Here is a 14,340-nt window from a genome sequence, read left to right as displayed (position 1 = left end):
CTTTAAAAACTCCTCAAGCGTCTCCCTCCTCTCCTCGTAAATTATTCCGGTGTAAATCTCATTCGATGCTGCTATTTTCATAGCCTCCTCAAGACTTTTTGCTGGTTTTTCCAAGTTCACGACTTTTTTGTTGTAATAGCTCCAAGTGTTGTTGAAACTCACACAAGGTTGAAGAATGTCCACAAATGAGAAACCTTCGTGGAGAATAGCTTTGTACATAATCTCCTCAAGCTGGTTAAGTTTTCCAGCATAACCTCTCGCAACAAAAGTTGCTCCGGAAACAAGAGCCAGCATTATTGGATTTAATGGAACTTCCGGATTTCCTTTGGGCGTTGTTCTCGTTACTCTTCCCTTCGGGGTTGTTGCCGTGAATTGCCCGGTGGTTAAGCCGAAAACTCCGTTGTTGTGAATAAAAACTGTGATGTTAACGTTTCTCTTCGCAGCGTGAATTAGGTGATCCAAACCTTCGTTGTATTGATCACCATCTCCGGCAAAGCCGATGGCTATTAATTCCGGATTAGCCAACTTCAGTCCGGTTAGAAACGGAATGACTCTTCCATGAATTACGTGAAATGAAGGAAGCTCTATGTAGTCCACAATTTTCCCGTGGCAGCCAATTCCGGAAGCGACGACGAACTTTCCGATTTCGTGCCCCTCCTCAACCAGCCTTTTTATCGTATTTTTAAAAGCTCTGAGAATCCCGAAATTCCCGCATCCCGGACACCAAGTGATTTCCTTCATTTCAAAACCTCCCTAAGCTCCTCAGGGGTAAACGGTCTTCCGTCCCACCTCAAAATTCTCCTCAGCTTTATCCTCTGCTCTCTTTCTATCATCCCCGCAAGCAAACCTTGGTAGTTGCACTCAACGCAGTAAGAGTTCTCTTTAATCTTCGGAACATCCAGCGGCTTTAGAAATCTCACAGCCACTACCTTAAATCCGAGTTCTTCGGCAACCTCTCTAACTGCTCCGTAATTTGATCCCCACGTAACGATCGTCTCGTTGCCCTTCCCTTCTTCAACGTAACTGTTTTTCACATTCTTTTCTATCTCCCTCATCTTCCTCATTCTCTTCTCGTACATTACTCTGGCAATTTCTGCATCATCGGTTGTAAAGCCGTATTCGTCGTGCTCGTTGCTATTGGCTTTAACTATCGCCGGAGGAACGGCGTAAGGAGAAATTCCGTTTTGAGTGATCTCGTATCTTTTGAAAACCCCCTCGCTTCCTCTCACTATACTTATTCTCTCTCTTCGTACTTTAGGATAATTCACAGTTTCGTAGCTTTCAAGGAGGTGCTTATCCGAAAGCAGTATCGCCGGAGTTTGAAACTTCCATGCCAAGTTTAAAAGTTCAGCTCCGAGTTTGTAAGCGTCTTCGCAATCAATTGGAGAAGCGACAATGAGAGGAAATTCTCCATGAGCCGGATTTAAAGCGAAGTAAAGATCCTCCTGAGCTGTGTAGGTAGCCATTCCCGTTGATGGGGCACTTCTTTGTCCGTAAACGATTAAAACTGGTACTTCAGCCATTCCGGCAAGACTAATGCTTTCCGTCATAAGAGCAAACCCGCCACCGCTCGTAGCTGTTGCAGCCCTTTTTCCAGCGAAAGCGGAGCCAATAGTCATCATTATAGCTGCAATTTCGCTTTCAGGCTGATAAGCGATAACATCCTCCCTCCTCACGAGGAAATGCAGGATCGGAGAGGTAGGTGTCATTGGATACGCGTAAAATCTCTCCAGTCCGGCTTTTATCATTCCGAGGGCAACCATTTCATTTCCCGAGTGAACTTTCTTTTCCTCTCCAATTTTCTCAAGCTCCTCCAATTTTTCAAAATTCTCTTCCGCAAAGGAGTAACCTTCTTCAGCAAGAATTATATCGTCCGAGGCTTTATTCCCGTAACTTTCGATGAAAACATCCTCAAGAACTTCGAAGTCTATTCCGAACACGTAAGTTAAAACTCCCAAAGCCACCGCATTTCTGAAAAACAACGGTTTTTGCTCTTCTTTGACGAATTCTGTCATCGGAACGGCTTTTCCGTTCAGATTAAACTTGGAATCGTGAATGAGCATTCCCCTAAGCCTCTTTTTGTGCTTGTCATAAACGTAGTCCTCTAAGCAAATGAGAATATCGTAGTAGTATCTGTGACTTCTGACCTTCTTTTCCGAAAACCTCACGACGCTTGCGTTATGTCCCCCTCTTATCAGGGACTGGTACTCTTGATAGACGAAAGCATTATACCCGAGCTTGGAAAAGAGCTTCGCAGCAAGAACTCCAGCTTCCTTTATTCCGTCTCCAGCTGCTCCAGCAAAACAAATGTTGTAATCTGGCATTAAGAATTAGAAAGATTTGGGGAATATTTAACACTTCACCTGTCTTGCTCGGTCATAACAGTTTCGACTATCTTCTTACCAGCTACTATTTCATCAACGCTATGAATGACTCCCCCCAACCTCTCTATCGTCCTCTTAATTTCTTCAAAATCCATATTATCTCCGACGATCGTGATTTTAACGTTCTCTGTGTTCTGATCGATCTCGTATAGGCTCAGGTTAACCCCGTCCACGAACTCAAGCTCGCTCAAAACCTTCGCCAGTATTATGTTGCTCGGTTCGTGGGGCTTTAAAACGTCAAGCACCAATCTTCTTATTCCTGCCACGGTAAAATATTATAGGGGTAGCTATTTAACGTTTGTGTATGATAGATTTGCACGTTCACTCAATTTTCAGCGACGGCGAATTAATTCCGAGCGAGATAGCAAGGAGGCTCGAAAGCCTTGACTACGAGGCTGTTTGCATAGCTGACCATGTAGACCTGAGTAACCTTTCCTCTGTGATCGAAAAGCTGTGGAAGTTCGCGGAGGATAGAGAAGAGTACGGTGTGAAGGTGCTCGTTGGAGTGGAAATAACTCACGTCCCTCCGAAGCTTATAGGCAAGGTTGTTAGAAGAGCGAGAGAGGAGGGGGCTGAAGTAATAGTTGTCCACGGAGAGACGATAGTTGAGCCCGTAGCCGAGGGAACGAACTTTGCGGCAGTCCAAGAGGAAATCGACATCTTGTCGCATCCAGGCCTTGTGAACGAAAAAACGGCTGAATTGGCAGCAGAAAACGGAATTTACTTTGAGATAACCACAAGGAGGGGACACAGTTTAACAAACGGTTACGTTGCGAAAATAGCGAAAGAATTCGGAGTAAAGCTCGTTTTGAATACCGACGCACACTCTCCAAGCGACTTCATAAGTAAGGACTTCGCTGAAAAAGTGGCTAAAGGTTGCAATTTAGAGCTTGAAGAACTCCTGAAAAACTCAAGGAGTATAGTGAGGAGAAAGAAGATCTAAGTTTCTGCCAGATTTTGCAAAGTAATCTTTAATCAAATCGAAGGTCATGAAGTCAACGAGTCTCAACAGCTTACCCTTAACAATTCCATCTTCGAAGAACTCCAGTGCTTTTTTACTCTTCTGAGAGTAATCCACTATGAGATCCATAACTTTTTTTACAGCCTTCTCAACCCCATACTTTTCTTCGTAAATCATCGGAAGGGTTTTCGACTCTATTTTACTTGATTTGTCCCCGTAAAGGGAGAGGTACTCAAGAAGGTCGTCAACAAGCTGATAGGCTAAGCCCAAATTCAAGCCGTACTGGAAAAGCTTCTCAACTCCCTCATCTTGTGAGAAGTATTGATAAGCGTTTTTAGCTGAGTAGGCAAATAAAGAGGCTGTCTTGTATTCTATGCATTTGAAATACTCTTCCTCGTCGAACTTCTCTTTCGTGCTGTAAACGTCGAGAACTTCCCCTTCGCTCATGAGCATTCCGGTCCTGGCGAAATCCTTCACTATGTCGTATCCGTATTTAGCTGTTAATTGCACGGATTTGGAAATTAACCAGTCTCCGACAAGAATCGCTAAGGAATCGTCGTATTTAACGTTGAGGGTCTCCTTGTTTCTCCTTTTAACCCCCCTATCGATAACGTCATCATGTGCTAAGCTTGCCGTGTGAATCAATTCAACAGCCAAAGCCATGTCGAGAATTTCCTTTTCATCCCCTCCAGCAAGCTTTGCACTTAGCAAAACAATTATTGGACGGGTTCTCTTTCCTCCGGCTTCGATCAGATGCTTAAGAGCTTTTTTAATCTTCGGGATAATCACCTCTCTGTCCAACAGTTCTTTCAGCGCTTTTTCAATCGTCTTGTATTCCTCCCAATTTTCGATCATTTAAGTCAACCTCGCAACGTCAACTATTTTAAAAGTTTCGAATCGAGAAGGTAGGAGTAGATTAAAGGTAAGGCTATCGTCGCATCGCAGTAAACCGTCACGACCTTAGCATTCTCCTTCAACTTACACCAGCTCTTAGCCTCTTCAAGGGTAGCTCCGCTCAAACCTCCGAATTGGGGGGAGTCGGTGGTTATTTGGATGGCGTAATCAAACCCCTCTCCAAGGAGCATCGCTTGGAGGGTGAAATTTTTCGGCACCCCACCCCCAACTATGCACACGCCAATTGGCTTTTTCTCAAAACACAGATCGAGAATTTTTCCAATATCTTTCTTTAGATCAATTATCAAATCCTTCCCATAAATGTAGAGGTGAAGCCCGAGAATTGAGTCGTGTATGGTCGGAACGAAAATCGGCGTTTTTTTCTCGTAAGCAATTTTCAAAAAAGAGTCTTCGGGTAGGTTTTTTCCTATCTCCCACATCAGCTCGTAGCTTCCGTAAGTTCCGCTAAGATTTTCGAATATTTTTGAAGTGAATTCCTCAACTTTCTCAAAAGCTTCGTTTGATACGAAAACATCGTAAATTCTATTCACGTTCTTTCTACTCAGCTCCACATCATCGACCCTCTCGCTTCCCTTCTGATGCCTGAAACCGAGAGCTTCGGCTATTTCATGGGTTACGTTCGCTCCAGTTGTAACGAGAGAGTGAACAAAGCCTTTTTCGAGCATTCCGGAAACTATCCTCCTCATCCCCGCTGGAATCATCGCTCCGGCTAAGGTCAAAAATATGAAGGAATTTTTTTCGACCATCTCTTTAAAAATACTCGCTGCCTCTCCAAGTCTTCTTGCGTTAAAAGCGGAGTCTTTAAACTGTTCGAGCAACTCAGATATCCTCTGCTCCTCTCTGACATCGATTTCCCGTATCATCCTTTAGCAACTCCCATCGGAAGCAGTCTTGCAACTATTTTCGAAATTCCCGCTCTATGTACTACTTCAACAACATCGTCGCTGCTCTTGTAAGCTTCCGGAGCTTCTTCAGCAAGCAAAGCTCCCTGAGTTGCTCTAACGTAGATTCCCCTTCTCTCCAATGACTGTTTAACCTGACTGCCCCTCAGCTTTCGTTTAGCCGCTGCTCTGCTGAGAACTCTTCCGCTTCCGTGGCACGTTGAGCCGAAAGTTTCTTCCATAGCCTTTTCTGTTCCAACGAGAACGTAGCTTGGTGTTCCCATGCTTCCGGGGATGAGCACTGGTTGCCCTGTCTTCTTGTAATCTTCAGGTAGCTCCTCGCTTCCCGGTCCGAAAGCTCTTGTCGCCCCTTTCCTGTGGACTACGACCTTCATCTTCTTTCCGTTTACATTGTGGGTTTCGAATTTAGCTATGTTATGGGCGACATCGTAGATCAAATCCATGCCCAAATCCTCTTCGCTCATCCTGAAAACCTTTTGGAACGTCTCTCTAACCCAGTGGGTGATTATCTGCCTGTTGCACCATGCGTAATTGGCTGAGGCAGCCATTCCAGCAAAGTAGTCCTGCCCCTCCTTGCTGTTTATCGGAGCGCAAGCAAGCTGTCTGTCAGGAAGGTGAATTCCGTACTTCTTTACAGCCCTCTCTAAAACTTGCAGAAAGTCTGTACAAACCTGATGTCCCAAACCTCTGCTTCCGCAGTGCACCATCACCGTCACCATGCCCTCTTCAAGTCCGAAAGCCTTGGCGATTTCTTCATCAAAAATCTTGTCAACGTACTGCACCTCAAGAAAGTGGTTTCCGCTGCCGAGAGTTCCGAGCTGAGGTCTTCCCCTGTCTCTGGCTTTCCTACTCACGACCTCCGGCTTAGCCCCAGGCATCGCACCGTTCTCTTCGCAATGCTTCAAATCTTCCTCATAGCCGTAGCCGTTTTCGACAGCCCACTTGGCTCCCGAGACGAAGATCTCGTCCAACTCTTTATCGCTAACCCTCAGCCTTCCTTCGCTTCCAACGCCAGAGGGGACTGCTACAAATAAAGCGTCAATAAGCTCCCTTATTCTCTTTCTGACCTCATCAACCTTCAGGTTCGTTCTTATAAGCCTAACTCCGCAGTTTATATCGAAACCTACTCCTCCGGGGCTTACAACTCCTTCCTCAGCGTCGAAAGCTGCCACACCTCCTATCGGGAATCCATAACCAACGTGAACGTCTGGCATAACTAAACTGGCTACCTGTATCCCCGGCATGGTCGCAACGTTTGCTGCCTGCTCAACGGCATCTCTCTCAAGAATTTGCATCAGCTTTCTGTTTATGTAAAAGTAAGCTGGTACCCTCATTCCTCTTTTGTAAGTTTTCGGGAGTTCCCACTTGTAATCGGTAATCTTTTTCAGAATTCCCTCCATAACCATCACCCAAAGCAGTCTTTCGCTTTTTGATATTAATGCTTTTTCACACCAAAAAACTTATTGAATTTCCTCCATAGCTTGACAAGGAATGAGGATTGGTATACTCTACAGTGGCGAGTTCGGGGAAAGATTCGTGAGCAACCTCGCTTATCCTAAATCGTGTCCTCGCTTTGGGGCGTGCGGAATAGACGAGTGCGATTTTTGCAAGAGTTACGATCTTTCTAAGGCAATCGTTTTCGTTAAGCAGCTAAACTCTCCGGAGTTTTACGGCAACTACATAGAGGAACCAGAAACAATTGTTGGGGAAGTCGAAGACACCGATATCCTAATAGCTATAAACATGCATCCAGATTTGCTCGCCGATCTTCCAAGCATTGCGGAATTTAAATCCCTTATAGTCCCTGTTGAAGACCCGAAGTGGCTGTCTCCGGGTTTAAGAGAGCAGATTAGGAGGAGTTGCGAGGAGACCGGAAGGGAATTCTTCTCTCCAAAACCATTCTGTTCCTCAAATACCACTCTCTCGAAACTCGGATTCGGAAAGCCAGAGTTTGAAGTCGTGATGAACGGAAGCGCGATAGAAGACGTGAAGGTTTTAAGAAGTGATCCGTGCGGTTCAGCATACTACATTGCCAAGAGAATGAGAGGTTACGTAATAGAAAAGGTCGAAGATTTCTGGAAGGAGATCCATCAACATCAGTGCGCATACCCTTGCATGGCAAGCATGGATAGAGACAGAGAAATAAAAGAAGCTCCCTTCCACTTAGCCGGCTACGTTATGGTTTATCAGTTCAGCAAAGCCTGCGGTATCGACGCTTCCGCTTTTATTCCCGAACACATGAAGAAGTTCGTTTTGTCAGAGTAGTTTTGTATGTCGAGCTCAATTTTATCGCTGATAAAATTTCTTCGTCTGCCTAACAGCAATTTAGATTGTTAAGGAATTATCTCCGTCGTGTTCAGATAAGGAGGATAAAGAGGGATATCGTAGCCCTTCTCCTTCAGCTCTTCTCTAACCTTTTCGAGTTCATTAACAAGTGCTCTCGTTAATTCGCAGAGCTTTTTGAATCCCCACTCTCCCCAGAGCCATTCCCTGTTTGAGAATAAACACCTTGAGCCGCAAACGTCGAAGAGGTCGCATGAAAGGCATGGTTCCACAGGCTCAACTTTTCTCAAGTTCTTCGGATCGTCGTAAATCGTTCCGACGTTATTCCATTCCAGCTCCGAGCAAACAGGACAGGCAACGACCCTTCCGTCAGTGGTTATAGCAAAGCTTTCACTTCCCGAGCCGCAGGGAGGTTTTAGTAAATTTCCGTGTTCCAAACCGCTTAAAACTCCGGCGAAAGGAACGATTCTAAAAAAGTCCTCCGGCTTCTCCTTCAGCTCATTTATGAGCCTCCCCAAATCAAGCTTGTATTTTTCACTCCACATTTCAAAGCTCTCTTTTCTTAGTTCCCCCCATATGGCGTCGATTTGCCAGTGAATACGAGAAAACAAATTCAGTCCCAATAGATGCTTAACATCCAAGTATATGTCCGTTTTATCGCTGGCAACCATCCGAGCAATTAGCTCTCCTTCGTAGAATTTTCTCAGCCAATTAACGTTCTCAAGAATTTTGTCGTAAATTCTTCCCTTGTAAAATTCCGTAACACTCTTTCTTCCGTCAATCGACACGAGGATCGTCGAAAATCTCTTTAAATAATCTTTTCCAAGTTTTTTCAGCAAAAGACCGTTCGTTTGAAGGACGAAGTGCTCGGCATTGATTTTGTCCATAACTTTTTTAACGAACTCAACATTCAACAACGGCTCTCCTCCGTAGAAGGCAACTGATGGATTTTTATCGCTCTCGATGAAGTTCACGAGATCGTCCAAGCTGTAAGTGATTTCCATCGGCATAACGCTCTCTTCCAATCCTCCGCAGTATATACAGTTCAAGTTGCATCTTGCGGTTGTAAATACTATAAACATCATACTACCGTCTTAAGCCTGCTGAGCTCTCCCAGATAATAAACCTCATCCTCCACCGCATAGACATCTATTTTCATATCAAAGCTCAGGAGCGGACTGAGAAAGCTATCTGCAGTTAAAACATCGGTTCCGGAAGAGAGGGAAGATTGAGCCGGTAAAACCAAGATCTCTCTGTCGTTTCTTGCATGAAGATAGCACGGATAAGAGTAAACAGCTCCCCCGTACCTAATCTTAACAGCCGGGTGTTCGTGCCCCATGATTATTCTCTCCCCCTCCACCTCTTTGTGCCCGTGAATAACTTTCCACCCACCGACTTTAACTTCCTCCTTCAACTCCAATCCGTATTTTGCGAGAATTGCCGGAAGGAAGTTGTCGTGATTACCTCTGACTACTTCCAAGTCAACTATATCGTTAAGCTTCTCCAAAAATTCGCTCACGTCCTTCCACTCCAAAGGCAAATTCCTTCCAAACTCGTGCTTAAGATCCCCGGCGATAACGAGCTTTTCCACATCGTACTTTTCAATTACCGTAAAAATTCTTTCCATAACCTCCTCGAACTGAAGTTCTGGGATCGATATGCCCTTCTCGACCATAGCGTTCTCTATGCCAAGATGTAAATCCGCGATTATGGCTACTCTACCTACAATCGCTGCTCTTTCTGGTGTGAGCGTGAGATCTTTTAGCTTCATTCCCAAATTACCTCGTGAAATCTTTATATTAACGTTGCCTCAGCAAAAACTATGATCTCTTCGGCACCCGGCAAGGTAATTATCTTCGGTGAGCATGCGGTCGTTTATAAAAGAAGGGCTTTAGCTTCAGCCATAAACCTAAGATGCTACGTTAAAGCTGAAAAAAAAGATGATGTTGAGATACACTCAGATTTCGGAAAAACCGGCTTAGATTTTAACGTTCATCCCTTCATCTCCCAGTCGATCCTTAATTTCAAAGAAGTTACGGACTTCAAAGGAGTAAAAATCGAGGTAAGGAGTAAAATCCCACCAGCATCCGGACTCGGCAGCTCTGCAGCAGTTACCGTCGCTACTTTAACAGCTTTAAACGAGCTTTTTTCTACTTCCTTAACGAAAGATGAAATATTCGAGCTTGCGAGGAAAGTTGAGCTTGACGTTCAGGGAAGAGGAAGCGGAACCGATCCGTTCATCTCAACTTTCGGGGGGGCTTGGATATTTCCCGAGAGAAAAAGAGTTGATCCAAAAATTACCAAGCTTTTCGTTTACGACACGAAAAAAAGATCGATAACAGCTGAAATGGTTGCAGGAGTTGCGGAGAGAAGAGAAGTTTTTCCGGAAATTTTCGAGAAAATTTTCGATGCGATCGACGCAATAACGCTAAAAGGGGCAAAGCTCTTCGAGAGGGGGGAGGTCGAAAAACTTGAGAGGCTCTTTTTCATAAACCAAAGGCTGCTTTCAGCTATAGGGGTAAGTACGCCTGAGATAGACGCTTTCGTTGCCGATCTGGAGAGGAGAGGTGTCTCTGCGAAAATCACTGGGGCTGGGGGTGGAGGGTGCTTAATTTCCTTAAAACCTTTTGAGGGTGCTTTTGAAGTAAAAATAAACGAGGAGGGAGCGAGAATTGAAGATTTTGAAGATTGGAGGTTCTTTGATAACTGAAAAAAGAGAGGGGGTTTTTGAAGTTGCAAAGGAGAAAGAGATGGAGAGAATCGCGAAGATCCTGAAGGGTGTAAGGGACATTATAATCGTTCACGGCGTGGGATCCTTTGGACACCCCCATGTAAAAAAGTACGGGATAAGTGATGCGATGTCGATAACAAAAGTTCACAACGCTTGTCTAAGGCTGGACATAATGTTCTGCAGCTATTTAGAGAAGTACGACGTTAGTGTATTTCCCATTCATCCGATAGAGTTTTTTCCAAACCCCGACTTAAAAATGGTCGAAAAACTCTTGGAATTCGGTTTCGTTCCAGTGTTCCACGGAGACGTGATAATGGAAGGGGAGAAATTCCGGGTCATTTCTGGTGATGAGATCGTTAGGATGCTCGCAGAATATTTTAAACCGGAGAAGGTCGGATTCGCTTCCGACAGCGAAATTCTTCACAGAGGAGAGGTTGTAGAAGTCGTTAACGAGAGAAATTACCAAGAAATTCTGAAAGATTTGAAAGGCGCTGTAGGAAAGGACGATGTGACTGGAGGGATGCTCAACAAGTACCAAGAAGCTTTGAGAATTGCCAAACATTGCGAAACGTACATATTTAACTCTAAAAATCTCGAAAAATTCATGAAAAACGAGATTGTTCCGACGAAAATTGAAAAAGGAAATTACAAGCTCTAAATATTTTTCAAATTTTATTTACAGTTTGGTAATTTCAAAACCGATAAGCTTAAATATTATGATGACAATGATTAGGATAAGGAGTGTGAGGTGAGTGGGATGATTGCCCTCGAAAGGTACAAGCCATTGAAGATCGTTTCGAGGAAGGGTGTTTACGAAATCTTGCAAGCGATGAAGTACGAGGGAAAGAAGTTCTCTGAGCTGATGTTCATAACAAAGCTGAATCCGGGAATTCTCGACAGACACCTCAAGGCTCTTATGAAGTCTCAGCTCGTAGAAAAGGACGGCGGGATTTATAGGCTAACCGAAAAAGGAAAGAAGGCAGTGGAACTCCTCGAACAGCTCGTCAAAGCTCTAAACTAAAACTCCAAGGAGAATTTAATAGCTCGCGGAATCATCTCAATCACATCTTTGGCTGTGAAGTTAAAGGACTTTTCTCTCATTGCAAAATCACCAGCCAATCCGACGGTAAATGCTGAGGAGCAAGCAGCTTTAAAAGCCGAATTTTTAGCGAAGAAAGCCCCGCAAACTCCAGCCAGCACATCTCCTGTGCCTCCGACGGTCATTCCCTCATTTCCCGTAAGGTTAAACTTAATTTTCTCTCCGTCGGTAATCACATCCCTCCTCCCCTTCAACAGCAAAACGGCTCTACTCGACTTTGCCGCTTCCTTTACGTTCTCAACCGTCGCTTCTTTTCCGAAAACTCTTTTGAATTCTCCAGCGTGGGGGGTTAAAATTGCTTCGCAAAACACCTTAGAAGTCAATCCTCCGGCATCAAGAACGATTTTTTTAACCTTTTTAGAAATTTCCGTAGCTATCTCTCCTTTATCCACCGTCCCCATCCCGAAAACCACAACGTCGTGTTTCTCAGCGAATTCTAAAATTTCTGGGATGTTATTCTCCGTGATTTCCTCCCCCCTCAATTTTCTCGTAATGATCTCCGGGGAAAAGCTTGCGGCAATTTCGTAAATGCTTTCCGGAACGAGAAGGGTAACGATGTCTGCTCCAGCGGCATAAGCTGCCAGAGCCGTTAAAACCGGTGCACCGATGTAGGGAGACCCTCCGACAACGAGAACTTTTCCGTGTTGTCCTTTATGTGCATTAGGGTCTCTCTTGTAAGAAATCTTAACATCTCCAGGTCCAGTTAGCTTTTCAAAGTATTCCGGAATGCCGATATCTGCCACAACGATTTCTCCGCAGATTTCTTTAGCCTTATACAACCCCGGTTTCGGTTTGTGGAAAGTAACAGTAAGGTTTGCTTTTAAGGCTACGTCAAACTCTCCGGTATCCGGATTCAAGCCTGACGGAACATCTATCGCCACTTTAAAAGCTTTTATTTCGTTCATTTTCTCTATAGCTTCCCTGTAATCCTTTCTTAGCTTACCTTTAACACCGGTTCCGAGCAAACCGTCCAAAACTACATCACATTCAATTTCTTCGTCAATCCACTCGTGAAAGGTTTTCGCTTCATATCCCGCTTTTTTCAAAATTTCGAAATTCGTCTTTGTCTCTTCAGTCCTGAAATCCTCTCTCATCAGGTAAATTTTCACGTCAAATTCTTTCAGGTGGCGTGCAGCAACGAAAGCGTCTCCAGCGTTATTTCCTGTTCCGGCAAACACAGCAACGTTTCCTTCCCTTATTCTCTTCCTAATTTCCTCAGCTATCGCTTTTCCGGCATTCTCCATAAGCTGAAGTGTTGTCAAACCGTAATACCTGCAGTTGGTGTCCAAGGCGAACATCTCTTCACTCGTTATCATAGAAGAGAGTTTCTCTGAAGTTTAATAAGGATATTGGAGAAGTATCGGAAATTTCAGACTGTAAAATTTTTACATCTTCAAGTGCAATTTCCAAAAAATAAATACTGTTTTGTCGCATTTCAATCGAATATTTTTTATTTTTTGAACGCTTTATTCAAAACATGCACTACATCGAAGTCGTCAAGCTCATTTCGTCCGACGACGTAAGGAATCTCATAATGTATTCTTCTTTCAAGTACTCATTTTCGATTTTTACCGACATGCTTAAAGAAGCTAAAAACAAGGCAAACCTGATAGTTTTCGGAGAAAGCCTTCAGAGGAAGCTCAAAAAATCCTACGAAAATTACATTAAGACTCATCCAGAAGATAAGAAGTACTTCGACAGCGTTAAGATCTTCAAAGTGGGGAAAAACAACGAAATTCCTTTCGGAAAGCTTTATTCGAACGTTATCTTAACTTCCCCCTCGGAAATAGGAGTTTCCCTTCTAAATTTCTTGGAGGGAATCGACAACGAGCACATATTCGTTTTTGGGGCAACAACTTTAATGGAACTTTTTGAAGACGACGGCTACGACATGATCGTGCAGATGTTCGACTACGTTAGGGACAGTTCCTTTCACATCTTCGTTCCTATCGAGATCGAAAATTACGAAAAAAGCATTTTTCTTAAGAAATACTTTGACCACATAATAAAGCTCAGAAACAGCGAGGGGAAAGTTCTGTTGGAGATTAAAAACAACGTTTTCTCATCGTTTCCAGACTACGTTTCCTTCGAATTAAGCCTAATAGACGGTAAGTTTAAGGAGGTTTAGTTTCAAATATTTCCTCCTCTTTTAGATAGCAGCTTGGGTCGTCTCCCCACAAATCGCCATGTCTCAACGCTCTCAGCCTAAAACCACCGCAGTACAGTTTGTAATTGCACCTCCCACACCTCTTCCCACTTATGTACTTGTGCTTTTCTCTGAGTTTTTTAAGCAATTCATCTTTGGGATTCAGCCACATTTCGCTGAACTTCTCCTCTCTAACGTTTCCCACCGTATAATCCCACCAGAACTGATTGGGATGAACATTACCGTACATGTCTATGTCGGCTATTCTGAAACCGCTGTTGTCCCCTCCCCTGATCTTTAAAAACTCGAAAGCTTCTTCAGCAAAATTTTCATCCATCTCTTTGAGTTTCAGATAGAAGAAGATGCCGTCAGCCGGATTGTCTACCGTTAAAATTTCCACCTTCTCCCTCTCATCCCTAAGCTCGATAGCTTTTTCGAAGAGCCAGTTCATCAGCTCTCTCCTTATTTTATTGCTTATGTCTATTTCAAAGTCCGCCCTACCAGAAGGGACGAGGTGATACAGGCAAAATCTCGGAATTTCGTACTCGACGGCAAGATCCAAAAGCTTCGGCACCTCTTCGTAATTGAACTTCGTAACGGTAAATCTTATTCCAGTTAAAATGTTTTTCTCCTTCGCATTGAGCAACCCAGAGAGTGCTTTCTTAAAAGCTCCCCTTAGACCCCTGAATTCATCGTTAACCTCCTCACTTCCATCCAAACTTACTCCAACGTAGTCAACTCCAGCCTCTTTCAGCTTTGCCGCCGCATTCTCATCGATGAGCGTTCCGTTTGTTGAAAGAGAGGAGTGAATGCCCTTACTTTTCGCATAAGAGATAAGCTCGTAGATGTCGTTCCTGAGTAAAGGCTCGCCACCACTAAACAGAATAACCGGCACCCTCATAGCTGCGAGGTCATCTAT

Annotated in this window: 16 protein-coding genes; 6 read left to right on the top strand and 10 right to left on the bottom strand. The window is 44.0% G+C overall.

What is annotated here, in order from left to right; all coding sequences use genetic code 11:
- From F7C14_RS01075 to F7C14_RS01065, 3 genes are all read right to left on the bottom strand, one after another.
- The coding region (locus F7C14_RS01075) for a thiamine pyrophosphate-dependent enzyme (protein ID WP_290898888.1) at nucleotides 1-741 on the bottom strand (741 nt) is incomplete at its 3' end.
- On the bottom strand, nucleotides 738-2,324 hold the full coding sequence (locus F7C14_RS01070) for a 2-oxoacid:acceptor oxidoreductase subunit alpha (protein ID WP_290898885.1): 1,587 nt from the start codon (nucleotides 2,322-2,324) through the stop codon (nucleotides 738-740). The genes F7C14_RS01070 and F7C14_RS01075, both read right to left, overlap by 4 nt.
- A 35-nt stretch (nucleotides 2,325-2,359) precedes the next feature.
- On the bottom strand, nucleotides 2,360-2,650 hold the full coding sequence (locus F7C14_RS01065) for a DUF211 domain-containing protein (protein WP_012965795.1): 291 nt from the start codon (nucleotides 2,648-2,650) through the stop codon (nucleotides 2,360-2,362).
- A gap of 38 nt (nucleotides 2,651-2,688) precedes the next feature.
- Between F7C14_RS01065 and F7C14_RS01060 the strand changes: the two genes are divergently transcribed.
- A complete protein-coding gene (locus F7C14_RS01060) occupies nucleotides 2,689-3,327 on the top strand; it encodes a histidinol phosphate phosphatase domain-containing protein (RefSeq protein ID WP_290898882.1) in 639 nt (212 codons plus the stop codon).
- On the opposite strand, the gene F7C14_RS01055 is transcribed toward F7C14_RS01060, so the two are convergent.
- The 3 genes from F7C14_RS01055 to F7C14_RS01045 are packed head-to-tail and all read right to left on the bottom strand — an operon-like array spanning nucleotide 3,295 to nucleotide 6,562.
- On the bottom strand, nucleotides 3,295-4,200 hold the full coding sequence (locus tag F7C14_RS01055; RefSeq protein ID WP_290898878.1) for a polyprenyl synthetase family protein: 906 nt from the start codon (nucleotides 4,198-4,200) through the stop codon (nucleotides 3,295-3,297). The two genes, F7C14_RS01060 and F7C14_RS01055, sit on opposite strands and share 33 nt — an antisense overlap.
- A 23-nt stretch (nucleotides 4,201-4,223) precedes the next feature.
- Complete coding sequence (locus F7C14_RS01050; protein ID WP_290898875.1) at nucleotides 4,224-5,123, bottom strand: deoxyhypusine synthase; 900 nt, start codon at nucleotides 5,121-5,123, stop codon at nucleotides 4,224-4,226.
- The gene (locus tag F7C14_RS01045) at nucleotides 5,120-6,562 is read right to left on the bottom strand and encodes an RtcB family protein (protein ID WP_367114306.1); all 1,443 of its coding nucleotides are present in this window, start codon (nucleotides 6,560-6,562) and stop codon (nucleotides 5,120-5,122) included. Before F7C14_RS01045 ends, F7C14_RS01050 begins: the two co-directional genes overlap by 4 nt.
- A gap of 91 nt (nucleotides 6,563-6,653) precedes the next feature.
- On the opposite strand from F7C14_RS01045, the gene F7C14_RS01040 reads away from it, so the two are divergent.
- On the top strand, nucleotides 6,654-7,427 hold the full coding sequence (locus tag F7C14_RS01040; RefSeq protein WP_290898872.1) for a DUF166 family protein: 774 nt from the start codon (nucleotides 6,654-6,656) through the stop codon (nucleotides 7,425-7,427).
- Nucleotides 7,428-7,495: 68 nt separating this feature from the next.
- Here the strand turns inward: F7C14_RS01040 and F7C14_RS01035 are convergent, their stop codons facing one another.
- Nucleotides 7,496-8,530, bottom strand: a complete 1,035-nt coding sequence (locus tag F7C14_RS01035; RefSeq protein ID WP_290898869.1) for a TIGR04084 family radical SAM/SPASM domain-containing protein — start codon at nucleotides 8,528-8,530, stop codon at nucleotides 7,496-7,498.
- The gene (locus F7C14_RS01030; protein WP_290898866.1) at nucleotides 8,527-9,216 is read right to left on the bottom strand and encodes a metallophosphoesterase; all 690 of its coding nucleotides are present in this window, start codon (nucleotides 9,214-9,216) and stop codon (nucleotides 8,527-8,529) included. Before F7C14_RS01030 ends, F7C14_RS01035 begins: the two co-directional genes overlap by 4 nt.
- Nucleotides 9,217-9,267: 51 nt before the next feature.
- On the opposite strand from F7C14_RS01030, the gene mvk reads away from it, so the two are divergent.
- The 3 genes from mvk (at nucleotide 9,268) to F7C14_RS01015 (ending at nucleotide 11,197) form a co-directional block, all read left to right on the top strand.
- A complete protein-coding gene (gene mvk / locus F7C14_RS01025) occupies nucleotides 9,268-10,155 on the top strand; it encodes a mevalonate kinase (protein ID WP_290898862.1) in 888 nt (295 codons plus the stop codon).
- Complete coding sequence (locus F7C14_RS01020; RefSeq protein WP_290898858.1) at nucleotides 10,118-10,834, top strand: isopentenyl phosphate kinase; 717 nt, start codon at nucleotides 10,118-10,120, stop codon at nucleotides 10,832-10,834. Before mvk ends, F7C14_RS01020 begins: the two co-directional genes overlap by 38 nt.
- A gap of 99 nt (nucleotides 10,835-10,933) precedes the next feature.
- Nucleotides 10,934-11,197, top strand: coding sequence for a winged helix-turn-helix domain-containing protein (locus tag F7C14_RS01015; RefSeq protein ID WP_290898855.1), 264 nt, complete (start codon nucleotides 10,934-10,936; stop codon nucleotides 11,195-11,197).
- Here the strand turns inward: F7C14_RS01015 and F7C14_RS01010 are convergent.
- Complete coding sequence (locus tag F7C14_RS01010; protein WP_290898853.1) at nucleotides 11,194-12,591, bottom strand: NAD(P)H-hydrate dehydratase; 1,398 nt, start codon at nucleotides 12,589-12,591, stop codon at nucleotides 11,194-11,196. The two genes, F7C14_RS01015 and F7C14_RS01010, sit on opposite strands and share 4 nt — an antisense overlap.
- A gap of 161 nt (nucleotides 12,592-12,752) precedes the next feature.
- Between F7C14_RS01010 and F7C14_RS01005 the strand changes: the two genes are divergently transcribed.
- The gene (locus F7C14_RS01005; RefSeq protein WP_290898851.1) at nucleotides 12,753-13,403 is read left to right on the top strand and encodes a hypothetical protein; all 651 of its coding nucleotides are present in this window, start codon (nucleotides 12,753-12,755) and stop codon (nucleotides 13,401-13,403) included.
- Here the strand turns inward: F7C14_RS01005 and F7C14_RS01000 are convergent.
- Nucleotides 13,390-14,340, bottom strand: a 951-nt coding sequence (locus F7C14_RS01000) for a radical SAM protein (RefSeq protein WP_290898849.1), incomplete at its 5' end; no start/stop codon positions are given. The two genes, F7C14_RS01005 and F7C14_RS01000, sit on opposite strands and share 14 nt — an antisense overlap.

It is taken from the genome of Ferroglobus sp. (assembly GCF_015521575.1).
In the GTDB taxonomy this organism is placed as follows: Archaea; Halobacteriota; Archaeoglobi; order Archaeoglobales; family Archaeoglobaceae; genus Ferroglobus.
Note: the sequence above shows the minus strand (reverse complement) of the source record. Positions and strands in the feature narration are given on the sequence as shown.